Origin of the sequence: Stutzerimonas chloritidismutans AW-1, assembly GCF_000495915.1 — a bacterium.
Taxonomy (GTDB): domain Bacteria; phylum Pseudomonadota; class Gammaproteobacteria; order Pseudomonadales; family Pseudomonadaceae; genus Stutzerimonas; species Stutzerimonas chloritidismutans.
Map to the genome: position 1 here is coordinate 43581 of NZ_AOFQ01000019.1, position 22904 is coordinate 66484.

The 22904-nt window shown below is 55.2% G+C and carries 24 protein-coding genes; 9 read left to right on the plus strand and 15 right to left on the minus strand.

The features are described from left to right. The first annotated feature begins 44 nt into the window (after positions 1–44). A complete protein-coding gene (locus F753_RS32270; protein WP_031297418.1) occupies positions 45–1712 on the plus strand; it encodes a hypothetical protein in 1668 nt (555 codons plus the stop codon). Positions 1713–2256: 544 nt separating this feature from the next. After that, a complete protein-coding gene (locus tag F753_RS32275; protein ID WP_003292642.1) occupies positions 2257–2712 on the plus strand; it encodes a DUF305 domain-containing protein in 456 nt (151 codons plus the stop codon). Here F753_RS32275 and F753_RS32280 read toward each other — a convergent pair. The 7 genes from F753_RS32280 to F753_RS32300 all read right to left on the minus strand — a co-directional run bounded on the left by F753_RS32280 (position 2687) and on the right by F753_RS32300 (position 9376). Next, positions 2687–3412: an SDR family NAD(P)-dependent oxidoreductase gene (locus F753_RS32280; RefSeq protein ID WP_003292641.1), complete on the minus strand. Its 726-nt coding sequence runs from the start codon at positions 3410–3412 to the stop codon at positions 2687–2689. The genes F753_RS32275 and F753_RS32280 overlap by 26 nt on opposite strands. A 378-nt stretch (positions 3413–3790) precedes the next feature. Next, entirely contained in the window at positions 3791–4120 is a 330-nt protein-coding gene (locus F753_RS0124780; RefSeq protein WP_015275568.1) for a four-helix bundle copper-binding protein, read from the minus strand. Between the two features lie 478 nt (positions 4121–4598). Beyond that, positions 4599–5408 carry a c-type cytochrome gene (locus tag F753_RS48990; RefSeq protein ID WP_003292639.1) on the minus strand — a complete coding sequence of 270 codons (810 nt, stop codon included), beginning with the start codon at positions 5406–5408 and terminating at the stop codon, positions 4599–4601. A gap of 9 nt (positions 5409–5417) precedes the next feature. Continuing rightward, the gene (locus F753_RS0124785) at positions 5418–6416 is read right to left on the minus strand and encodes a copper resistance protein B (RefSeq protein ID WP_015275567.1); all 999 of its coding nucleotides are present in this window, start codon (positions 6414–6416) and stop codon (positions 5418–5420) included. Next, positions 6406–6708 carry a hypothetical protein gene (locus tag F753_RS32290; RefSeq protein WP_023444725.1) on the minus strand — a complete coding sequence of 101 codons (303 nt, stop codon included), beginning with the start codon at positions 6706–6708 and terminating at the stop codon, positions 6406–6408. Before F753_RS32290 ends, F753_RS0124785 begins: the two co-directional genes overlap by 11 nt. Positions 6709–6720: 12 nt before the next feature. After that, a complete protein-coding gene (locus tag F753_RS32295) occupies positions 6721–8562 on the minus strand; it encodes a copper resistance system multicopper oxidase (RefSeq protein ID WP_023444726.1) in 1842 nt (613 codons plus the stop codon). 604 nt (positions 8563–9166) lie between these two features. Then, positions 9167–9376, minus strand: a complete 210-nt coding sequence (locus F753_RS32300) for a co-regulatory protein PtrA N-terminal domain-containing protein (protein ID WP_023444727.1) — start codon at positions 9374–9376, stop codon at positions 9167–9169. A gap of 418 nt (positions 9377–9794) precedes the next feature. Here F753_RS32300 and F753_RS32305 point away from each other — a divergent pair, with 418 nt between their 5' ends. Continuing rightward, the gene (locus tag F753_RS32305) at positions 9795–10475 is read left to right on the plus strand and encodes a heavy metal response regulator transcription factor (RefSeq protein ID WP_014822231.1); all 681 of its coding nucleotides are present in this window, start codon (positions 9795–9797) and stop codon (positions 10473–10475) included. 170 nt (positions 10476–10645) lie between these two features. Here the strand turns inward: F753_RS32305 and F753_RS32310 are convergent, their stop codons facing one another. Further along, positions 10646–11008, minus strand: coding sequence for a histone-like nucleoid-structuring protein, MvaT/MvaU family (locus F753_RS32310; RefSeq protein ID WP_014822230.1), 363 nt, complete (start codon positions 11006–11008; stop codon positions 10646–10648). A 731-nt stretch (positions 11009–11739) separates the two neighbouring features. Between F753_RS32310 and F753_RS50165 the strand changes: the two genes are divergently transcribed. Continuing rightward, positions 11740–12654 carry a TniQ family protein gene (locus F753_RS50165; protein ID WP_081262849.1) on the plus strand — a complete coding sequence of 305 codons (915 nt, stop codon included), beginning with the start codon at positions 11740–11742 and terminating at the stop codon, positions 12652–12654. Between the two features lie 876 nt (positions 12655–13530). Here the strand turns inward: F753_RS50165 and F753_RS32315 are convergent. Further along, positions 13531–14439 (minus strand): DMT family transporter, encoded by a 909-nt coding sequence (locus F753_RS32315; RefSeq protein ID WP_003291567.1) that lies wholly within the window; start codon positions 14437–14439, stop codon positions 13531–13533. Here F753_RS32315 and F753_RS49530 point away from each other — a divergent pair. Further along, on the plus strand, positions 14421–14846 hold the full coding sequence (locus F753_RS49530; protein WP_155737914.1) for a hypothetical protein: 426 nt from the start codon (positions 14421–14423) through the stop codon (positions 14844–14846). The two genes, F753_RS32315 and F753_RS49530, sit on opposite strands and share 19 nt — an antisense overlap. On the opposite strand, the gene F753_RS32320 is transcribed toward F753_RS49530, so the two are convergent. From F753_RS32320 to istA, 5 genes are all read right to left on the minus strand, one after another. Next, the gene (locus F753_RS32320; protein ID WP_003118434.1) at positions 14821–15156 is read right to left on the minus strand and encodes a YegP family protein; all 336 of its coding nucleotides are present in this window, start codon (positions 15154–15156) and stop codon (positions 14821–14823) included. The genes F753_RS49530 and F753_RS32320 overlap by 26 nt on opposite strands. A 391-nt stretch (positions 15157–15547) precedes the next feature. Then, positions 15548–16048 carry a Mov34/MPN/PAD-1 family protein gene (locus F753_RS50290; RefSeq protein WP_081262852.1) on the minus strand — a complete coding sequence of 167 codons (501 nt, stop codon included), beginning with the start codon at positions 16046–16048 and terminating at the stop codon, positions 15548–15550. Then, positions 16045–16587, minus strand: a complete 543-nt coding sequence (locus F753_RS32325; protein WP_023444730.1) for a ThiF family adenylyltransferase — start codon at positions 16585–16587, stop codon at positions 16045–16047. The genes F753_RS50290 and F753_RS32325 overlap by 4 nt, the downstream gene beginning before the upstream one ends. A 166-nt stretch (positions 16588–16753) precedes the next feature. Beyond that, positions 16754–17557, minus strand: a complete 804-nt coding sequence (gene istB, locus F753_RS32330) for an IS21-like element ISPst3 family helper ATPase IstB (RefSeq protein ID WP_013983804.1) — start codon at positions 17555–17557, stop codon at positions 16754–16756. Continuing rightward, a complete protein-coding gene (gene istA, locus F753_RS32335; RefSeq protein WP_023444720.1) occupies positions 17550–19049 on the minus strand; it encodes an IS21-like element ISPst3 family transposase in 1500 nt (499 codons plus the stop codon). The genes istB and istA overlap by 8 nt, the downstream gene beginning before the upstream one ends. 304 nt (positions 19050–19353) lie before the next feature. Here istA and F753_RS32340 point away from each other — a divergent pair, with 304 nt between their 5' ends. The 4 genes from F753_RS32340 to F753_RS32355 are packed head-to-tail and all read left to right on the plus strand — an operon-like array spanning position 19354 to position 21392. Further along, entirely contained in the window at positions 19354–19692 is a 339-nt protein-coding gene (locus F753_RS32340) for an ArsR/SmtB family transcription factor (protein WP_003289371.1), read from the plus strand. Beyond that, positions 19689–20120 (plus strand): YeeE/YedE family protein, encoded by a 432-nt coding sequence (locus F753_RS32345; RefSeq protein ID WP_003289369.1) that lies wholly within the window; start codon positions 19689–19691, stop codon positions 20118–20120. Before F753_RS32340 ends, F753_RS32345 begins: the two co-directional genes overlap by 4 nt. 9 nt (positions 20121–20129) lie before the next feature. Then, positions 20130–20555 carry a YeeE/YedE family protein gene (locus F753_RS32350; protein WP_003289368.1) on the plus strand — a complete coding sequence of 142 codons (426 nt, stop codon included), beginning with the start codon at positions 20130–20132 and terminating at the stop codon, positions 20553–20555. Positions 20556–20609: 54 nt separating this feature from the next. Beyond that, positions 20610–21392: a sulfite exporter TauE/SafE family protein gene (locus F753_RS32355; RefSeq protein WP_003289367.1), complete on the plus strand. Its 783-nt coding sequence runs from the start codon at positions 20610–20612 to the stop codon at positions 21390–21392. Between the two features lie 55 nt (positions 21393–21447). Here the strand turns inward: F753_RS32355 and F753_RS32360 are convergent, their stop codons facing one another. After that, positions 21448–22836, minus strand: a complete 1389-nt coding sequence (locus F753_RS32360; protein WP_023444731.1) for an MBL fold metallo-hydrolase — start codon at positions 22834–22836, stop codon at positions 21448–21450. Positions 22837–22904: the final 68 nt, after the last annotated feature.

Below are 22904 nucleotides of genomic sequence, written 5' to 3' on the forward strand. Positions count from 1 at the left end.
AGGCCGAGACTTTCGAAGCTGTATGTTTGGTTCTGGAGGTTCCCGTGCAAGCGTCCTCATCGAGAAAATGCGGTACGACAGCCGCAGCGCTCAACGAAGCGTGCTTCTGCGTAAGCCTAGATCAAGCTGCGCTCGTAAACTCATTGACCGAACAGCTTGGGAATTCAGAGCTGTCGGAGCTATTGAAGTCACGTTGCCCTCATGTGTTTGCAGCACGACCGGTCTTTGTTTCATCCTTGCGGCTGCGCCAGGTTAATGAGGTTATTCAGGCCATCGAGCAGACCGTGAGCTCGCCCGGTTGGCGTGAGCATGCTCTGGATTCTGCACCTCCTATTGCCCGACACGATCCTCGGGGCGCGCGCGGCGTCTTCTTTGGCTACGACTTCCATCTGGATGATGACAAGCTTGGGCTCATCGAAATAAACACAAATGCGGGCGGAGCGATGCTAAACGTATTGCTCGCCCGCGCGCAGCGTAGTTGTTGCAGCGGCGTAGTCGGGCTTTCGCCAGGTCAGGAAGGACCCGGCGGCTTCGAGCGTTCGATTCTGGATATGTTCGCCCAGGAATGGTCTACGAGCGGCGAGCCACGTCCGCTCACGCGCGTGGTGATCTTGGATGAAAGCCCACAAGCCCAATACCTGTATCCGGAGTTCCTTCTTTTTCAGCGGTTATTCGAGTCAGCAGGAATCGACTGCCTAATCGCAGACCCAGCCGATCTGGCCTTTCACAACGAGTCCCTCTTGGTCGACGGAAAGCCTGTGGATCTCGTCTACAACCGACTCACCGATTTCTATCTGGAAGGCGACAATTGCAGCGCGCTGCGCAGCGCTTATTTGGCTGATGTCGTGACGGTAACGCCACACCCTCAGGCCTATGCCCTTTACGCCGACAAACGCAGGTTGGTTGACCTAACCAACGCACGTTTTTTGGAAGAGATTGGCGTTGATCAGCAAATCCGAACCGTATTGGCCCAATACGTCCCGCTTACCGTTCCTGTCGGGCATGGTAATGCAGAGCACCTGTGGCAAAACCGCCGTAGCCTCTTTTTCAAGCCTGTCAGCGGGTATGGTAGTCGCGGTGCATACCGAGGAGACAAGCTCACCAAGCGCGTTTGGGAAGAAATCGTTGGCGGAAACTACGTGGCCCAGTCCCTTGTAGCTCCTGGCGAGCGTAGAATCGTCGCCGCCCCTCAGGTACGATCGATGAAGTTTGATCTGCGCGCTTACGCTTATGCTGGCGAGGTGCAGTGGAACGCTGCCAGGGTCTACCAAGGCCAGACGACCAACTTCAGAACAGAGGGGGGCGGTTTTGCTCCCGTTTTTACCTTAGGCGAGGAAGAGGAGCGAGCCGGTTCTACAGAGCAACGGTCGCACGCCTCGTTCATGTTCTTGCTCGACGAAACCGGCGCCGTAGAGGAACTGCCGCACCCGCTATATCTGGCGCTGGTTCGAGCCGAAATGGCTACTTCTAAGCTTGCCGGTAAGCGTTTCCGATTGGCGGACTGGTATGTGGCAATGGAAGATGGCCATCCTTCCGAAGTCATCCGAGAATTGTACGGCTGGGTTGCTTTCGACGCAGATGGCGCCTACCACCCTGAAGTTGGCCCACCAGAAAATGGTCAGCCAAATAGTATTGGCAATGTTGACTCATCTGCCCTGCCAACACCGGAAGAACATGATCGAATCGAAGGTCTGTTGTTTCAAAGTGAGTGAGGTCCCGCGCGCCACGAAAGGCGCGGCTTGGGACAGAATAACCTCGCCGCTCAGTTTTGGAGCCAGCTACACCCAGCCGTCTTAGCCGCCACACATCTAATGTGCGAATACTAACCCTGCGGTCACACTCGACAAGAACGTGGCATATGCTGGGTGCTGAATTGTTCTCTCCGAGTGTTCTATTGCTCACGATAACTCTTTGGGCTTGCTAAGCCGAGTAGTCGGGTCTCAAGGCTTGAAGGCCATCTTAGTGGGCCCGCTCTTTCGCGCAGTGGTCCATAGCGCGACGTTGGTATTGTCTGCTTATAAGCTATTAGCGATTGATTAGTTCAGGGGAACATTACGCGTAGTACAGCGCTGGCAGCGCTTTAAGCCGGTCTTAAAGCGGTCGATGATTACATTTTTGTAAGCTTCTCAAAAAATCGAAACCTCATCATCTTCGGCTTGTCCGTTTTTAGGAGAGCATTCGAAAGCCACTTCTAAGCAGGGCTGCGCGAACACGTTGAGTCGCCGATCCAGCAGCAATCATTAAAGAGGTCTAACTATGCAAATGTCTTACTGGCGCTTTGCAGCGATGGTAGCCACGTCTACGATCATTATGTATGGCGTGATGTACTTAAATACTTACTCGTTCGAGCATGTTTTTTGGAGCGAGACTCGCGCTTGGATGGCATTAGTGATGGGCGCGGTAATGGCAGTAGTCATGCTCGCATTCATGCTCAACATGTATAAGCGTAAGTCAGTAAACCTAGCGATATTGGCAGGAAGTGCAGTAGCTTTTACCATTGCACTATGGCTTGTACGTGGGCAAGCGACGGTAGACGACACGGACTACATGAAGGCCATGATCCCCCACCATTCCATAGCAATCCTAACAAGTGAACGAGCTCAGATTTCAGATCCTCGCGTCCGCAAGTTAGCTGACGAAATCATCGACGCTCAGCGCCGAGAAATCGCAGAAATGAAGTCCCTGATCAATGAACTAGAAAGGGCAAATTGATTCCCAGAAACGGTGTGTCCACAGCCCAGGGCATGACGGTGGCGACATTGATGGTCTCGCTACCGCTCAGGCGAATCTCCTCAGCGATTGCCGCGCCGAGATTTATGACGCCACCTTTGGTCGCTGCGGAGGAGGCATGATAAGCCAGCGGTATCTCGCTCTCGACTGAGCCCACGTTGACAAGCGTGCCGAAGCCTTGAGCTCTGAACTGGCGCATGGCTGCGTGGCTGCCATAGATCATGCCCTTAAGATTGACATCCACGATCCGCGCATGGTCCTCGACGGGAACGTCCTCGAAACGACCCAGCGCTCCGACCGCAGCGTTGTTAATCCAAACGTCGATCCTGCCGAAACGCTCGATGGCGGCTCGTGCCAAGTCCTGCATCTCGTTCGGGTTGCTCACGTCGGTGGTCACCACCAGTGCCGATCCTCCAGCCATGCGTATCTGCGCGGCCAGTTCTTCGAGCACGTCGGTCCGGCGGGCCGCTAGCACCACGTCGCCTTGCAGAGCGGCAAGCTTGAGCGCCACGCCGCGGCCGAAGCCACTGGAGGCACCAGTGATGACAAAGGTTTTGCGAGCAACGCTTGGCTGGTCGCTTGGTTTCAGGCGCGGGGAAACGGCGCAGCCACTGAGTTGCAGAACGGCGAGCAGTACTAGCAGCAAAGCCAATCGCTGCGATGGGAATATTCGCAAAACCATTTTCGTTTTCTCCCAGCAAAATAAGGTCGCATGGCCCGCTTGGTTGTTGTTGGACCGCCTTTTTGCCAGGAGCTTTCATGCTAATTCACTCAATTAGTTTTCAGCGCTCAATCGGGAGACAGTGGCAAGAGAATAGACCGTTACGGTGGCGATCATCGGTGGCTAAGTAAGAGTTGCTAGCGCGTAACTATCGTATTTCGCTTTGGAATGAAATGCTGCTGGACAGGGATTGATTCGCTCTTGGCAGTTGCGGGTATCGTACGCACTTTTTCGATATGTCATGGAGGCGCGAACATTAAGCGCACCATGGCTTTTCTTATTCTTCGAGGGGCTCTGACACTCCCAATTTAGTAGTGCCAGAGCAGTGAGTTACGGATGTTATCCTGCCATACGCTCACATTCCTCAGCGCAGTTCATGCACGCCTTCGCACACTCTTGGCAATGATCCATTTCATGCTTCGCGCATTCCTCTCCGCATGCACGGCAGATCTTGGCGCAAAGGGCGCAGAACTTCTTAGCATATTCACTTTCGCGGCTCATCAGTGTGGCAGCCAACCTGCAAATGTCCGCGCAGTCGCGGTCAAGCTCGATGCAGCGAGCCATCATTTTTACATCATCCTCGCGTAGGCAAGCAGAGGCGCACATTTCGCACACTAGGGCACAGTTCGAACAAGCTTGGATACAGGATGCGAACATTGAGTTTGTCATTTACGTTCTCCAGGGTTCGATAGTTGTATTTCGTCGTTTGGTTACTGGCCGATATGGCTCATCAGCCTGTTAGCAGACACTGAATTACGACACGCTCCTACCGAGCCCGTTTCGAAAAACCTCATTACAATGTTGTAAGGTAAGTCCAACCGCACCGGGGATCTGCGGGCGCAGTTGGTGGCGATGTGGCCGTCAGATTGCCTGTACGGCTTCGCTAGTCTGTTCGAGATGATTGAGTTGAAAATGAGGGAGCTCCCTGTCGCCACGACTGGAAGCATTCGTTGGGGAACGGCCGGAGCGCAAGCCGCTTAACTAGGTAAGTTACTGGCCTTGCGGCCTAACTTTTAGGAAGGAAGCAATTGCAAAGCCCTCCGGTACCGTTGCGTCGACTAGGATGGCCTAGGGCCGATCCTCTGCTTGCTGAACCGCCTTTCTTAGAGCCTCGATCAGAACCGCATAGGCACACATATACCGGATGTTAGTGCTCGTGTTGCTTCCCGTCTGCGTGCACATGGTTTTTTGAAGGGGATTTGCCTTCCGCATCGGCACTGTCACTGCCATTGCTGTGCTCAACCGCCTGGGGCTCCTCGGACGCATGATGGTCATCGCTTTCGTTATTACCATGATGACCGGAGCCTGATTGGCCGGATGCTCCACCTGTGCTGCTGGAGCCATGGTGATCCGAGCCGCCACTGTCGCCCTGATGGTGGTCGCCCGAGGCCATCTCGCCGTGTTGCTCACTATGCCCAGCTGGGGTCTCCCCACCACCATGCTGGTGACCACCGCTAGACGCAACGAGTGCTCGATACGCTCCTTCATCTAACTCAGGAAGCTTCTGCAGAAAAGCCACCATTCCCCAGATGTACGGGTCAGCCATGCTTTTACCCCACGCGGGCATCCCAGTGGCCTTAATGCCATGCTTGATGACCCAAAATGTTTTTGCTGGGTCATCGTATGGCCCCGCTTCAGCCAGGCTGGGTGGAGCGGGATAAAGGCCATTGCTTAGCTCGGTCTCAGCCATGCCTGGCGCCAAATGACAACCCACACACATCGAGTCGTAGTTCCCCGCCCCGGCGCGGATTTGGTCTTCATCGTCGAGAGATGGCACGACTATGTCTTCGGAGCGAACCTCAATCGAGCGATTGCGAGCAGTTTCCAGGAATGCGTGCACGACTCCCGTATGAGGATCATCCGCGGCAACGTTTATTAGTCCCGAGAAAACAACACCGGCCACCACCAACAGGCCTAGTGCGCAGAAGGCAGCGAAGCTAATAATTATTCTTTTCATCTAGGGTCCTTAAAACCAAAGCCTGATGCCAGCAACGAACCGCGCCTCATCTACGTCTTCGCCTTCATCTCTCGCCATATCGGCGGTATTACCGTATGCCCGGCTCCACGTGACGCCGATGTACGGTGCGAACTCACGAACGATTTCGTATCGGAGGCGGAGCCCCACCTCTGTGTTTGCGAGACCAGCGCCTACTCCGCGCGCAGGATCGTCCTTGCCATAGAAATTGAGCTCGGCAGTCGGTTGGAGGATCAGCCGGTTAGTGAGGAGAATGTCGTACTCGCCTTCAAAACGTGCTGCTGTCTGCCCACCTTCACCGACGAAGGCGGTGGCTTCCGCCTCAAAGTTATACAGAGCCATCCCCTGGACGCCTAAAGCCGCCCACGTCTGCGGCGACTCGGGCTTAAAGTCCTGGCGAACACCTGCTACCACATCCCACCAGGGGCTGATGGCACGCCCGTAGAGCGCCTGAATTTCCGCATCTTCAGTAACGCCATTCGTTCGCTCACCTTCCGAGCGAAACCAGAACCGATTGATATCGCCACCAACCCAGGCAGTAGCTTCCCAACTGAGGGTGCTACCTTCATTTGCGTTCTGGTACTCAAGTTGATCTAGCAGAAGGAACCAGGCCAGATACTTGTCATGGACTGTATGACCTTGAAGACCAGGGAAAGCCGCTTCTCTATCCGCATCGGTCAATACTGGAATGAACGAGGGATGAACCATGCCGGGCATTTCGAGCGTATCGTCATGCTTCATTTGGCCATGGTTCATCGTGCTATGGTCCATCGCACCATGACCCATCGCAGAATGGTCCGTTTGCCCACCGGAGCCATGATTCTTAGCTGCGGGCTTCGCTGAAGATGCAGGGGCTTGAGCTGCCTCAGCAGGAGGGGTTTGATGCATCGAATGATCCATCATCTCGGCAGCGTTGGCTGTCCCTCCAGCCGCTGCGCTCAACGAAACTCCGAGCGCAATCAGAGCAAAGCGAGAAGGTCTAGTGGTCATGGTGCGAATCCACCTCAGTATCAGTGGCCTTGGGGTCATGATCCATCTTGCCGTGCTCCATTTCTCCATGGTCCATCGAGCCATGATCCATGTCGCCGTGGTCCATTTCTGAGTTAGAGGAGCCTTGTGTCTGAGATGCCGGCTTGTTGCCTGAATTTTGCGACGAAGCCGATGGTTGCTTGTGCTGATCATGCGTTTGCTCTGCAAACGCAGCTGATATATTCATTACGCCCAGCAGACTGAACATTAACGCGCTGCCGATAAGAGTTTTACGCTTCATAAAATTTCCCATATAAAGTTCCTCTTACTCGTCCACTCGGACTTCACGAAACATGCCCATTTCCATGTGAAGCAGTAGGTGACAGTGATAAGCCCAACGCCCGAGTGCATCGGCTGTCACGCGGTAGCTGCGCTTCGAACCTGGAGGCATGTCGATCGTGTGCTTGCGAACCATGAACTTTCCATTCTCATCCTCAAGATCGCTCCACATACCATGCAGATGAATCGGATGGGTCATCATGGTGTCGTTGACCAAAGTGATGCGTACCCGCTCGCCATATTTGAGCCGCAGGGGCTCCGAATCAGAGAACTCTATACCGTCAAATGACCAAGAGAACTTCTCCATGTGGCCGGTGAGATGGAGTTCGATCGTCCGACTGGGCTCACGGCCGTCCGGATCGGGGAAAGTGCTTCTCAAGTCGCTATAGGTCAGGACTCGGCGGCCGTTGTCTCGTAAGCCAATACCGGGATCGTTCAGCCTATGAGTTGGGCTCATGGTCTGCATGTCCACCAGTGGGTTATTGGACTCTGAGGGCGGGTGCGATTGCATACCTGCGCTCATCCCAGCCATTCCAGAGTGGTCCATCCCGGACATCCCACCCATTTTGCTGTGATCCATGCCGGCCATTGCGCCCATGTCGCCCATCCCTTGCATGTCACCGTGGTTCATGCCGGACATGTTGCTATGGTCCATCGCGCCCATGTCGCCGCCATGGTCCATGCCCGCCATACCGCCCATGCTGCCGTGATCCATCCCCATGTCGTCCATGGTGATTAGTGGTCGAGGATCGGTTTCTGGAACAGGAGCGCTCAGCCCTTCGGCAACCGCTAGCGTGCCACGGGCGTATCCTGTGCGATCCATCGATTGGGCGAAGATCGTGTAAGCCTCCTCGGTCGCAGGCTCGACAATCACATCGTAGGTTTCTGCCACGGCAATGCGGAATTCGTCGACGCTAACTGGGTTGACGTATTGGCCATCGGCTGCGACTACAGTCATCTTCAGCCCTGGAATGCGGACATCGAAATAGCTCATGGCCGAGCCGTTGATGAACCGCAGACGAAGCTTCTCGCCGGGCTTAAAGATGCCGGTCCAGTTCCCGTCGGGTGCTTGGCCGTTCATTAGATAGGTATAGGTGTAGCCGCTTACGTCGGCGAGGTCGGTGGGACTCATTTTCATCTGAGCCCACATTTTCCGATTCGCAATCGTAGCGGCCCAGCCGTCTTCGCTCACGTCGTTAATGAAGTCTCCGACAGTGCGCTTGTGGAAGTTGTAATAATCGGACTGCTTCTTGAGCTTAGAAAGGATTCGAGCGGGATCCTCATCGGACCAATCAGTCAACATCACCACATAGTCGCGGTCATAGCTGAACGGTTCGGGATCCTTCGCATCGATGACCAAGGGACCATAGACACCAAGCTGCTCTTGTAGGCCTGAATGACTGTGGTACCAATAGGTACCGTTCTGTTTAACCTGAAACTTGTAGACATACATGCCATCGGGAGCGATGCCGTGGAAGCTCAATCCAGGCACGCCATCCATGTTGGCCGGCAGGATCATGCCGTGCCAGTGAATCGATGTATCTTCGCTCAACTTATTCCTGACGCGCAGCGTGACGGTATCCCCTTCACGCCAACGTAGAAGCGGCCCTGGGATGGTCCCATTGATAGTCATCGCTGTCCGGGCCGCGCCGGTGATATTGACCGGCGTCTCCCCAATCAGCAGATCGAACTCCGTGCCGGTTAGTACGCTGGGCTGGCCTGGGCTACTCACTGCCCAGACCGGAGCTCGCCACAAGCCAAGACCGCCAAGGAGGCCTGCGGCAGTCAAGCCTTTAACAAAGGTTCGCCTAGAGGTTTTACGTTGCATGTGTACGTTCCAATCAAGCTAAGGAGCCAAGCCGAAACCAGCCTTTAGGGTTGGTGTTGCCAGCGTTAATCGATCTTAGAAGCTCGCGCACGGTCTGTCTTATCAAGCGACTCGCCATTATTCGTAAATATGGCATGCCGAAGAAAAACGCGTGATTACATTTTTGTAAGTTTAAAGCGCCCCGAAAACGTCTGCGATCAGAGTTCCGGTCACTTTAGCTGGCTTTACTTAAACCGCGGGCTGGATAAGAGCCGCTAAAAAGGTCCGGCCATAATCTAGCAGTTCATTAGCAGTTTGTTGCTCATTCACTGCTTTTCAGCGGATCTTTCCAGGCTTTGCGGGCAGTCTAGAAGGCCTCATGAGATTGGATAATTATCAAATCTTAGCCGCTCAAGAGGGTTGTAACCTACTAGCCAGTATAAACTTGGTCTGCTCGGTGCGAAGATATTAGGTTAGGTTTTTGACGAGCCATGGTTCGAAGTAGCTATAACGGCTTCGCCGGTTCTACAAACATTTCTGCCTATACCAGCACCGTGGCAGCTATAACATCGCAGAAGCTGCCACAGTTAAGAGCTGCGCAGTCAAATCTGCGTACGGTTTCGCTTCAGCAATTAGCATGAGCGTGCTTCGCTGAAGTTTCCTTCGCGGCTAGCTCCTGGGCTTGGTCGTTCTGGTCAGCCTGATAACTAGCGATCGCTACTTGGCGAGCCTGCTCCATACGAGCAAAGGTACGATCACCACCACCTTCTGCCATTGCATAGGAAGAGCTTGCTGCGATGGCGAGCAGTACAGAAAGGGATTTGAAAAGTTTCATGACTTTTTACCTTTGTTTACGAAGATACGGGAGACCCAGCGCAGCTCCATTAACAGAGGCTTGGGCTTGTGTGTAAGCTAACCGAGTGTCCCTGTCAGAAACCTGATCGAAACATTACGGTTTCGTCAGTAACGCAGAAGAAGTGAGTACAAGCGAAAGCGCAGGTTGCGTGTATGGCATCTTTACCTGCTGTAAATAGGTTCTGTTCCAGCATGCAAAAAAAAAAGGCGCCATCAAGGCGCCAATAGGCCAAAGGAGCATGGAAATGGCCAAAAAGCAGAGTGTGGAGGCAACTGCTGGTGTAGACGTTAACGCTAGAAGCTGTCAGACAGATGATGCGAGCATTACGTTTCTGTAAGGTACTGGATGCAAGGACCGACAACCGCCACACTGTTCTAAATGCTTGCAGGAGTACCTTATGAAGCTTCTTGTTGCTGAAGACGAGCCGAAAACAGGCACCTACCTACAGCAGGGGCTCACGGAGGCCGGCTTCACTGTCGATCGAGTAGAGAACGGGACTGATGCTGCTCAGCACGCGCTTCACGGGGAATACGACCTGCTCATCTTAGATGTGATGATGCCTGGCTTGGATGGGTGGCAGGTTTTAAAGAATGTCCGCGCTGCCGGTAATGACGTTCCAGTGCTATTCCTTACCGCCCGAGACGGGGTTCAGGATCGAGTAAAGGGATTGGAGTTGGGCGCTGATGATTATCTCATCAAGCCGTTTGCTTTCTCCGAACTGCTTGCCAGGATACGCACGCTGCTTCGCCGCGGCAGCCATGCTCCCAACCAAACGATACTCAAGCTCCTCGACCTTGAGATGGACTTGCTGAGACGACGGGTTACGCGATCGGGGAAACGCATAGACCTAACTGCAAAGGAATTCGCACTTCTTGAGCTATTGCTTAGGCGTCGCGGGGAAGTGCTCTCAAAGTCACTTATCGCCTCCCAAGTATGGGACATGAACTTCGATAGCGATACCAATGTAATCGAGGTGGCGGTACGCCGGTTAAGGGCAAAGATTGATGATGAGTTCGAGCCGAAGCTGATACAAACTGCTCGCGGAATGGGCTATCTGATCGAGGCGCCAGGCTTTTAAAAATCACGCTATTTAGCGATTTGCGATATGGCCAATATAACTAGCGGGCCACCTCTGCTAATCCGTGGCGTACTGCTTTGTGCTGCTCGGCGGATCGGCCAATGCATATTCATGCGTAACTTAAGAGGCCTTAATTAGACCTCTTATTGAAACCAGAGGGATCTAAGCTATCACTGGATCCAGCTTTCGACCTCATCCGTTCCATATTCTGCTTTCCAGCCTTTCAGGACCTTGTGATTGCCACCTTTGGTCGCAACTATTTCACCGCTGTGAGGGTTCTTGTATGTCTTGACCTGACGAGCACGGCGTGGTGTCGGGCCTTGCTGAACCGGAGCGCGACGAGTCCCAAACTGCGGGTCAAGAATATTGATCAAACTAGGTAGAGTAATGCTGTATTCACCCATCAGCGAGCGAAGCTTATCTTCAAATTCCATATCCTTTTTAAGGCTCTTGTCGTTTCTCATGGCCTCAAGTTCGGCCATTTGCGACTTCAATTGCTCTTCCAGTTTACGGTACTCTGCCAGTCGGGACATTTATCATTACCTCTAAGGTCAGTGTTTAGACATTTTGGTCCATATGATATCAATACTTTCAACTTCAAGCATGGCGTGACGAAATTCGGTGGGATGTTTGCGTACCCCGAGGCTGCGGGAGGAATGAAGGAGGTCCGCAGGTCGAAGCCCGAGCTCCTAAGTGACCAGCAAATCGCCATGACATGGGTCGGTATGTGTACAGCGAAGGCCTGTGGAGTAACAGACGCTAGAATATTCAAGTGATGCGAGGAAGCAGCCTTCGAAGCGTGGCCCTACGATGACAAAATCTGCAACGGTGGAAGGTTTATCATCCGGCGCGATTCCGAAGAACAGACCCAGCAGACGATTTGCGAGCTGATCGTAAACACTCGCTGGCCTCAGAGCGGGTGCATCCGAATCCCGCGAAACTGCTTACCGTAGTGAGCTTACTCTGGCGGGAAATTCTGGTAGCCAACCGTTTACGCTCTTTGGGTGTTGAGATTTGTCAGAATATTTTGGCAAAAATCCTGCATCTAATCGTTCTCACCATGCGAATTGTCGAAATATTATTATCTCAATGCTAACTTCAAAGCGGGCCCAGCCCCTGATCCAAGGGGCTGAAATTGTCAGAATTATTTGTAAACCACCAAGTGTTCCTCAGGGATAAAAACTGTCTCTGGGGGATAAAACCTGTTTCAAGGTCTGGTCACGAAGGCTAGCTCGTTCGGCCATCGCTATTTCGGATGTGATAGATGTTATCCAGTTTGGTCGTAAGACCTCAGGCAGGCGAGACGATAAATTCGCTTCTAGCTAGAGACAGAATTGTCAGCGGTTCGGTTAGTAGACATTTTCACGATGCCAAATTCGGCATAAACCAGTGGCATATAAATAAGCAAAGCATTGCCAAACTATCCGAACTAAATACTGGAACCACAGCTAATAGCTTAGAATTGTTGCTAAGCTCTTGCACTGGGTACGATGTCCATGCTTATTTAACTACAGGTAAAAACGTAGAATATTTGTCCAATTACAGTTCAGCCACCAGATCCGTTAGAAACTCCTACATAGCTCACCATAGCATTAAAATCTGCCTTAGATGCTCTAAGCACGACATGGAACAAAACGGATTTAGCTATTGGAGAAAAGTGCATCAGTTTCATCGTGTAACTGTTTGCTCACACTGTAATGTACGTTTGGTAGATAAATGCCAAGCATGTGCGAAAAGTTTTTCAATTTTTAATGAAACCGATGACGGTTTTTGGCATAACTGCAAGTGTGGTCTGAGTTTTAATGATTGGGAAGAATTTGAAAATTTTGATATTAATGAGCACCGTTACTCAAGTTTTATAGCGGGTATTTATCAAAGCGAGAAAAGATGGCTAGGCATCGGTTTCGAAGGGCTCGCGGACTACACCACATCACAGCTTGGATATGACAAGAATTATCTACTAGAATTAAAAAAACGAGCTATTTCGGATATCCAGCGAAGCTTAATTGGTACCAAATTCAATTCATTAGAAGATGAGCTTTCTGTTAGTTTGAGGGTGTTACATCTTCTCTTTGGGAGCTTTGAGAAAATGCATGAATTTATTGGCAAAATAATCTTTCTAGATGACTCTGCTCCTATTAGCTCAGTGAATGATAAGAGCAATATGCGGGGCTTATGAAATCGTCGTGTACTCACTCTCGCCGGATGCAGTGAGGCGTATACCAATCATAGTCTTATGCTGCGCAAGGCTTCATTGATCAGAACATGACGCTAGTGATGGATTCGATCTTATGTCTAGCATTGTTATCCCTCAAACCACGCGGAACAGGTATCTCAGTGGGATTGCCGCTCTAAACCTTCCGTCTGCCGCAGGAACTGGGGACTGGCACTTCCTACAAACTTTCTTTGTACAGAGGTCTAGACGTTCAACTGGCTTCATATGTGGCTTGGGTTGCGAAATAGATACGACAGCCTTTCTAGGTGATGTCGGTGTGTTCGAATGCTCTAAGCTGTTAAAGAGCTTGGATATAGAATTCGTAGGCGATGCGGCATACTCTGCAAACCACACACGAGCTGTAGCGGACCTAGTTATCGCTGCAATCCGCATTGGGCGTAATGTGGATCATCTATGCATTGATGATTGGCTACCCAAAATGTCTGATAAAGAAAGACTAATAGCTATGCTGCAGCAGGCATACTCAAATATGAATGAAGAACTGCGGCAAGCTCTCAACGTCTGGGTTCTGAGTAATTTACCTAAATAAATTTGCGAAATTTGCTTAGGGCGGTACGAGGCCGCACTAAGCGATTACTACGCACCTCGGGTGGTGAGGTAAAGGAATAAATACTTCGCAAGCTGACCTTCCGCGCGGTGGAAGGCAGATCGTAGATCTGCTGCCTGCACCGGCTATCTTTACCATGCGTTTCATCTCGAAAGGGTTCAGAACCTACGCTGATGTAACAGACCGAGCTAGACGTCTGACCGGCTGCAACCGGCCAAATGCTGCCTCCGGCAGCTACCGACCAAAGCCTCCACAGAATTCCATCCAAATACTCATTGGCGCCTAGCCCACGGGGCAAACAGGGCGCGCAGCAGGCGGGATAAGAACTTGGGTACATCAATCTCGGCGATCAGCAGAGCTGAAAAGATGAGAGCTGCACCGGCCAGGGTTCTTCCATCCAAGGTTTCGCCAAGGAGCATCGCTCCCGCGAATGCTGCGAAGATGGGCTCGAACAGGTAGGTCAGGGCTACTTTTTCTTCTTCGAGATACTTCTGCGCAGCACTCTGAACCGCGTACATGAAGGCTGTGGCGAGCAACGCGCAGAACAGAACTCCTTCCCAGAAGGAGGAATCCATTGGGGCCCATTCGGCCCTAGCGTCGAAAAGTGCAGCAAAAAGGCATCCAGTAGCGCAGGTAGCCAGCGCAGTGATGACCGTAAGCATCGAGTCGTACTTATGCGAGAAGAAGCCAACCGTGAGCACATATGCGGCAAAAAAGACTGCACAGCACATGATCCAGATGTCACCTGGATTCAGAGTAAGCCCGGCCCTCGTAACGATCAGATAGAGCCCTGTCAGCGCGACGGCGCAGCAGAGCCAGATTCGAGGCTCGACGCGCTTCCGAAAGAGAGCCCACTTGAAGACCGGGATGAGCAATACATCCAGGCCAGTGATGAAGGCGGTGTTGGTGATGCTGGTGTGCTGAAGCCCGACAGTCTGGAAAATGTTACCCAAACACAAGGGTAGACCTATGGCCACGCCGGCCAGGAGCGTTTCTTTGTTGATCAGTTTCAGCCGTCTGAAAAAGATCACGCAAAGCACTAGCGTAGCGAGTGCGAACTTGTACCCCAGGAATACGAAGGGTGACCCGTCCGCAACACCCACTTTGGTGAAGGCAAACGAAATCCCCCAGAACGCGGTTCCGAGGATTAACAGGCATAGATATGTCTGACGAACAGGCATGCGAAAACCATCCATTCAAATTGGAGTGGTTAGAGCATGCGGAGAGGCCGCAAGAAAGCCCGAGTTTGCCTTCAATCTCTTCTCTAACGTTAAGGCAAGTCGGTAAAGCGCTTTCATCTGCCGCTATTAATCAATTTGGGGCAGCAGGCTGTCAACAGGTGCTACAAACCAGTCTGCAGCAAGCTGCCATCGACAGATGGCTACAACATGGCACCCGATGCACTGTCGCCAGCTTCCGCTTCTGGCCGGTAGTCGCCGTTGTGAAGACGGCTTTCGGCCAGAAGCGGTCGATCACATCCGAGCAGGGAAAAGCGGCTATTAAGAATACTCAGCCGCCCATCTCAACGAAATGCCCAAGTGATTTTGAACAGACTGAAGCGATTAATTGCCCACCTCAACAACCTTAGCGTCGGGTGCGTGGTTTTTCACCGACTCGATACCCTTGTCGCGTGAGGCTTCGGAGGCATATGACTGGCTCGTCCCGACTACTTGGTGATTACCCGCCTTAAGGTTGAACATAAACTTGTCAGCCCCGCTGGCCTTACGCTCGTAGCGTGCATCATCAGGCGCATTTTTTTTGACTGACTCGACTCCATTTAGACATCCAGACTTATCCTTGTAGCCCTCGCTGGCCAGAATTGCTTGGCCATTGTTGGCTTTGAGCCGAAAACGAAATTCACCCGCTTTGTCGTTGTATATTTCAAACGTCCCAGACATATAGCTATTCCTTATTTTTGGCTTTCATGAGATCCATCGATATCGCTGCGGTCCAAAAAATGACTGTTTGCCCATTAGAAATATGGTTTCTGTGTGATGCTAGCCAGGCAAAATCGATGCTCCAGCTTCAGTAGAACTGCATGACAAATGCACCATACCCCAAGAGCTAAACCAGATTTTTGAACAGTCAAAGTATAGACACAGATCTCAACACGGCTCGATTTCTTCGTCGAGTGAAGAGCCCAGCTTTTGCAGAGATATCCGAGCGGCTGCTTTTGGCCGGGAGGTGCCTGTCGTAGCAGGCTGAAACCGGCCATAAGCGGCAGTCTGTTGAGCTAACCATCTTTGGACAGCATTTAGGCTGAACAGCCCGCAGGAAAGGTGGCGCGTGTCAGCTATAGGAGAATGGATTTAATCTCACGCTTGGCCTATTGGCCGGAAAAACTGTTGCACTGAGCTTTACTTCTCGTGGAGGGCGTCCACCTAAGATGATCAGAATCGGTTCTCGACACGAGTATTTGGAGTTTGTAGCGATGGATCGCATGGTATGCATATCGGGGCCGCTTGGTTCCGGTGATCCGCCAGGATGATAGTGCCACTCACCGACATAGTGAAAACCTTCATCCCAACGCGCGGCGAGCAATTCTCTCAGCCCAATTGTTCCGCGTTGGAAGGTGACTGAGCTGCTGATTGAGTCCTTGGGGTGTGATGTAATTTCCGAGATAAGGGCAACGCTCCCGTCGCTACTGTACTTCCCTATCAAAATGCCGCCCGTTTCGTGCGTTCCTGCCCGGACACAGTCACTTACCATCTTACTTAAGGCTGCAGCCTCAAAGGTCACAGTGTATGGGGCACCGGGGCTCGAGAATGAGAGCGGGACAGAGTTCTTCATTTTGCATGCTCGACTGTGCCGTCCGGCATTTGCCGGAAATACTCGTAGTGCCTTCCTGGACTCAATACGGCCCTACGGATGAATTTGCTACCAATCGCTCCCCATAGCTGAACATCATCGGCGGTCGCAGGGAATACGGCATGCCAGCATCCGATACCTTCGATCTTTTCGTCTAAGTCGTCGAAGGTCGGGGTGGGAGAGGCTGAGAATTGGGCCTTGGCATCTATGGCTGGAAAGCTCGATTCGGAAGCGGCATACGCGAAAAGGCCTTCCGCTCGCCACGTCATAGCTAGGCTCACAAAGAGCTTTTCACTCTGCCAATCGAACGAAGCCAGAGCATCCAATACTTCATCGTCGCCCGTGCAGTCGACAATCACATCATAGCTTCTGACTGCTTGTTTGAGCTGTTCGCTATGGGGCGGAAACACGGTATCAAACGCCCTGACCTTTGCATCGGGCATGCATCCGTTGAGGTGCGCAGCAAGAGCCTTGGCTTTCTTGTGCCCCACCGTGTTGGCGCTGATGGAAAATTGACCCACCCTGCCGATTGAAATTTGACCCAGGGCGGATTGCTGATTTTGTTACCAGCAACTGTGGATAAGTCTACCAGCGCAGCTGCTTTTGAACCCACTCCCTCGCTGTCCCAGTTCAGCTGTTGAAGACCTGCCACATGCAGCCATGCAGCAGGCCGTCGTCACCATGAAATCAGAACGACTCATCGTCCTCCGGTTCCTGGCCGCCCTTACGCTTTCGCTCCCGTGATTTGATCTTGGCCTGGGCCGCCAAGCTACTGTGTTGCAGGCGATAGGACTCGTTACCGGTTTCGACGATGTGGCAGTGGTGGGTCAGCCGATCCAGCAGGGCGGTGGTCATCTTGGCGTCGCCGAACACGCTCGACCATTCGGCGAAGCTCAGGTTGGTGGTGATCACCACGCTGGTGTGTTCGTACAGCTTGGACAGCAGGTGAAACAGCAACGCACCGCCAGCCTGGCTGAACGGCAGATAACCCAGTTCGTCGAGGATGACCAGATCCATGCGCAGCAGTGCCTGGGCGATCCGCCCGGCTTTGCCGTCGTGTTTTTCGCGCTCCAGCAGATTGACCAGATCGACCGTGGAGTAGAAGCGCACGCGCTTGCCATGCCGGGTGATGCCGGACACGGCCAGCGCGGTGGCTAGGTGGGTTTTACCGGTGCCTGGCCCACCGATCAGCACCACGTTCTGCGCGGTGTCGGTAAAGGCCAGGCTGGCCAGCTCGCTGATCAGGCGTGCGTCGGCGCTAGAGGCGTTGAAATCGAAGCTGGCCAGATCGCGGTGCATCGGCAGCTTGGCCATGTTCATCTGGTGGCTCACCGAGCGCATGGCGCGATCTGTGTGCTCTTGTTCCAGCAGGTGTTCGAGCAGCCACTTGGACGAGGCTGTGTTCGACTCACCCTGTGCAGTTAACTCCGCCCAGGCCGTGGCCATGCCGTGCAGGCGCAGCTCCTTGAGTTCCGCCATCAAATCACGCATGACCGACCTCCTCGGCCTGGCCACGCAGGCGGTCGTAGCGCGCCGTGTTAGCGACGGGGGCTTCCTTGAGCGACAAGTGGGTTTCGACGCTGGGTGGTGGTTCGGTCGCGGCCAGGCGCGCCACGACATTGAGGATGTGTTCGGCGCTCAGGCTGCCGCTCTCCAGTACCAGCTCAACGGCTACCAGCACGGCATCGAGCCCGGCGACCGGTACGGCAGCCAGAACTTGCGCCATGATCCGGTCACCGCCGGCATGACGCCCCAGACCGTGCTTAAGCTGACGCAGCGGCGCCGGCAGATCAGCAAAGGGCGCGCCGTTGCGCAGCGCACCGGGCTTGCGTTCGATCAGCGGGAGGTAGTGCTGCCAGTCATAGCTGACCTGGTCGCGATCCAGCAAGCGGACATGGCTGGCGATCAGCGCGTCGTCAGCCACCACCTCGATTCGCGTCGGATACAAACGGCTGCTGACCCACTTACCCGCGTACTCACACGGCACCGAGTAGCGGTTGCGCCCGACGCTGACCAAGCAGGTGCTGGAGACCCGCGCAGGCCGCTCGACGTAACCGTCGAATGGCGCTGGCACAGGCATCAGTTCAGCGCGCTCCAACTCAAGCACTTCGGCCACACTCAGCCCGCTGTATTGAGGGTGCGTCAGCTCGTTCCAAAGCGCGCGGCAGCGCTGGCCCAGCCAGGCATTGAGTTCCTCGAAGGAGTGAAACTGACAGTCCTGGGCGTCTAGCCAGATACGCCTGCGGCTGTCTTGCACGTTCTTTTCAACGATGCCCTTTTCCCAACCAGCGGCGACGTTGCAGAAGTCCGGATCGAACAGGTAATGCGCGCACATCACCGCAAAGCGTGCATTCACCGCCCGGCCTTTGCCCTTATTGACCTTGTCGACGGCGGTCTTCATGTTGTCGTAGATGCCCCGGCGCGGCACGCCGCCCAAGGCGCCGAACGAGCGTGTATGGGCGTCAAATAACATCTCATGGCCCTGGCTCGGATACGCCACAAGCCAGAACGCACGGCTGGCACACAGCTTCAGATGTGCCACCTGCATACGCCGGTAAATGCCGCCGACCAGCAAGCCTTCCTCGCTCCAGTCAAACTGAAACGCCTCGCCAAGAGCAAAGGTCAGCGGCACAAAGGCCTGCGACGCCTTGCCCTGTCCCCCTCGCCAGGCACGGATAAACGCGGTGAGCTGGCTGTAGCCACCGTCATAACCATCGGCTTTGATTTGCGCCAACAGCGCCTTGGCACTGCGCCGCTGTTGCTTGGGGCGCAGCGAATCGGCTTTTAGCGCCTGCTCTAGCGTGACGTGAAAAGGGCTGAGTTTGTTAAAGATCGCGCGGCGTTGGTACACCGGCTGCTTGGCCTCAGGTGCTCTGACCCACTTGCGAATCGTGTTGCGCGCCAGCCCGGTGCGCTTGGCTATCTCATGCAGCGACAGCTTGTCGCGGAAATACATCCGCCGAATTTTGCCCATCATTTCCATACTGATCACCCTGTGTTCTCCTGCTCAAAAATTGAGCAGAAGCAGTTGAACACCTGGGTCAGTTTTCAGTCGGCAGAACAGCCTCTACTGGGTCAGTTTTCGGTCAGCGGCAACAATGTTGATCTCCAGGTTCGCGCCGACGGGGTGGGCGCGGCGAGGTGAAAGTCACAGCGATGCCGCATAATTGTAGGGCGTGTGCGGGAGGTCGAGTTCCGACCGGGCGTCCGCTGCCGTGTTGATACGATCTATTGAAATATATATTGATAAATCGTATTGTCAAATCCACCTGACCCACCTGAACAAAATGGCCCACATGGCAGAAATCGATATCGAAACGCTTCGTCGCAGTGCCGCGGACGCCTGCGGCTTGCTGAAAGTGCTCGGCAACCCCGACCGCCTGTTGTTGCTCTGCCAGCTGACCCAGGGCGAGCACTGCGTGGGTGACCTCGCCAGTGCGACGGGCATTGTGCAGCCGACCCTGTCGCAGCAGCTCACGGTGCTGCGCCATAACGGCTTGGTCAGCACCCGACGCGAGGGCAAGCAAGTGCATTACAGCATCGCCAGCCCTCAAGCGATGGAGGTTATGCAGGTGCTTTACCGGCTTTACTGTCAGCATCCCGAACGCGAGGAACCCTCGGCATGACGATTGACTGGGCACATTTCACACCGTGGTCCTCGCTCGCAGGGGGCGCGCTGATCGGTCTTGCTGCGACCTTATTTATCCTGTTGAGCGGGAGAATCGCGGGCATCAGCGGCGTGATCGGCGGCTTGCTGCGGCCAGGCAAAGGCGATGTGCTCTGGCGTGTTGCATTCATTGCCGGGCTGGTGATCGCGCCGGTGCTGTTTCAGGCCGCGTTCGAGCAACCAGACATCGAAGTAGAGGCGAGCACCTTGACGCTGATCGCGGCTGGTGTGTTGGTCGGGATCGGCACGCGGTATGGCTCCGGTTGTACGAGCGGGCATGGCGTCTGCGGGTTGTCGCGACGGTCGCCGCGCTCGCTGGTCGCGACGGCCGCGTTCATGGCCAGCGGCTTTCTAACCGTGTTCGTCATCCGCCACCTGCTGGGCTGAGGAGTTGCCATGAAATTGCTGAGCGCCTTTGTAGCGGGGCTGGTTTTCGGCCTTGGCCTGATCCTGTCAGGGATGGCCGATCCGTCCAAAGTGATCGCCTTTCTCGATCTGGCCGGGCCGTGGGACCCCTCGCTCGCGTTCGTTATGGGCGGTGCGATTGCGGTCGCCAGTGTCGGGTTCTATTTCGCCTCCAAACGGTCCCGGGCGGTGCTGGGAGATATCATGCGAATGCCCACCGCCACCCGGATCGATCGCCCTCTTGTACTGGGCAGCCTGGCATTCGGAGCGGGATGGGGGCTGGCTGGCTATTGTCCGGGTCCGGCGGTCGCGACGCTTTTGAGTGGTCGGAGCGAACCCTTGATCTTTGTCCTCGCCATGTTGGCGGGTATGGCGCTCTACGAGTTGCAGACACGCTTCTCAGGGAAGCCGCAGTGATAGGTTGCAGTCGCTCTAAATCGAAAGGTGATCCAAGGCTTCCGGAGCGCAACGATGGTTGAGATCGGGCTTGGGCTATTGGTCGGCCTCGTCCTGGCGCTGACCGGTGCCGGCGGCGGCATCCTCACCGTGCCGTTGCTGATCTTCGTGGTCGGGCTCGAGCTGCATCAGGCCGCGCCAATCGGGTTGATGGCGGTCGGATTCGCGGCCTGGGTCGGGGCAGTGATTGGTCTGAGGGACGGCATTGTCCGGTACAAGGCGGCGGCCCTGATGGCCTGCTGTGGCGTGTTGCTCGCGCCCGTCGGCCTCTGGGTGGCCGCGCGGGTAGCGCACGATGTGCTTGCCGTGGTGTTTGCGCTGGTGATGTTCTGGGTCGCCTTCAGGGCATTCAGGCGCCCGCCGAGCGATGACACGACCCCGAGAGCCGTGCCCTGTCGGCTGAACCCGCAGACGGGCCGCTTTCACTGGACCTCACGCTGTGCAGCGACCGTCGCCGCCTCCGGCACCTTGGCCGGTTTCCTCTCCGGCTTGCTGGGGGTCGGCGGCGGGTTCGTGCTGGTGCCGGCGCTCAGTCGCTTCAGTGATCTGCCGATGCGTTCGATTGCCGCCACGTCGTTGGCGGTCATCGGCCTGGTGTCGGTCAGCGGCGTGTTGTCCGCCGCGCTGACGGGTGGCATCCAGTGGGCAGTGGCGCTGCCATTCTCGGCCGGTGCCGTGCTCGGGATGTTCGCCGGCCGCACGGTTTCCTCTCGCCTGGACGGGCGCCTGCTGCAGCGGGGCTTCGGATTGGTCGCGGCTGTTGCCGCGTCGGCCTTGCTGCTTCAAGTCGCCTTCTGATCGCGCACCCGCAGGTGGCAAGCCAGACACCTGCGCCGCGCGACCGGATAAGACCTTAGCCTTCCTGGACCGGCAGGTTTGCCGCCTTCCAGGCCATCCAGGAACCGGGGACATTGGCCACATCACGAAAGCCGGCTTTCTTGAGGATGCTGGCAGCGATGGAGGCGCGATAGCCGGATCCGCAGTAGGTGACGGTGGTCTTGTCCGGATCCAGCTCGTTGAGCCGGTCGGCGAGGTGCGCGACGAAGATGTGCCTGGCGCCAGGCACCCGACCCGCCGCAACCTCTTGGGGGCTGCGTACATCCAGCACCTGTACATCGGGCGCTTCACGACGTGCATTCAGTTCATGAACCGTCCATTCCTGAAGCCTGTTCAGCGGTAGCGCCGCGTTCTGCCAGTCCGTCATGCCGTTGCGCAGATAGCCGCGAATATCGTCCAGGCCTATCCGGTAGAGCTGGGTGACAGCCTGGTGGACATCGTCGGCCGATTCGCCCACCAGCAGGATCGGGCGAGCGTCGTCGAGCATCCGGCCCGCCCAGTTCACGAACTCGTTGCGCAGGGCGATGTTGACCGCCCCGGGCACGTGCCCGCCGCCAAACGCGAGGATCGAGCGGACGTCCACAACCTGCATGTCGTGCGCGGCCAGTGCCTCGAAGTCGGACGGGGCGAGGGGCGGCGGCAGGGCAGGGCCTTCTATCTGCACCGCTGGGCGCAAGTTCAGTTTTTTCAGGCGCGCGTAGTGACGGGGTGGTTCCGGCATGTCCGCCAGTAGCCAATCGATGAACGCGTCCTCGCTCCGCTGCTCGCGCAATGCGGGGTTGAAGAGACGCTCGCTGCCGAGCGTGGAGTGGCGACGGTCGCCGATAGACTTGCCGCAGGCCGAGCCGGCGCCGTGGCAGGGGTAGATTTCAATCCTGTCGCCAAGGGGCAGGTAGTGATCGAAAAGTGTGTGGTACAGCGCGCCGGCCAGCTTTCGTTCGCTGCCTTCGCCCAGCAGGTCGGGGCGCCCGACGTCCAGGTTGAACAGGGTATCGCCGGTAAACAGCGCGATCGGCTGGTCGCCCTGCTGGGCGTCGAACAGCTGCAGGGAGATATGTTCAGGCGTATGCCCGGGCGTGTGCATGACCTGCAGCGTGGCCTGCCCGAGCTCTATCGTCTCGCCACCGCTGACCTGGCGAAGCTCGAACTCGTAGTTATCCGCGCGACCGCCGATGATCTGTGCCCCGGTGCGCTTCGCCAGCGCCTGGGCGCCGGACACGAAGTCGGCATGGATATGTGTTTCGATGGCGTAGGCGATTCGCAGGCCTCGCGCCTTGGCCATTTGCAGGTAGATATCGATGTCGCGGCGTGGGTCGATGACCGCGGCTACCGCGGCCTTGCTGTCGCCGACCAGATAGGAAATCTGCGCCAGGCCGTCTGTATAAACAGGTTCGAAAACAAGCATTGCCACCTCCGACGATGGTTAACGGATTGCTCAGTCAGCTATTCGGACGGTGTGCGTGGCTGGACGTT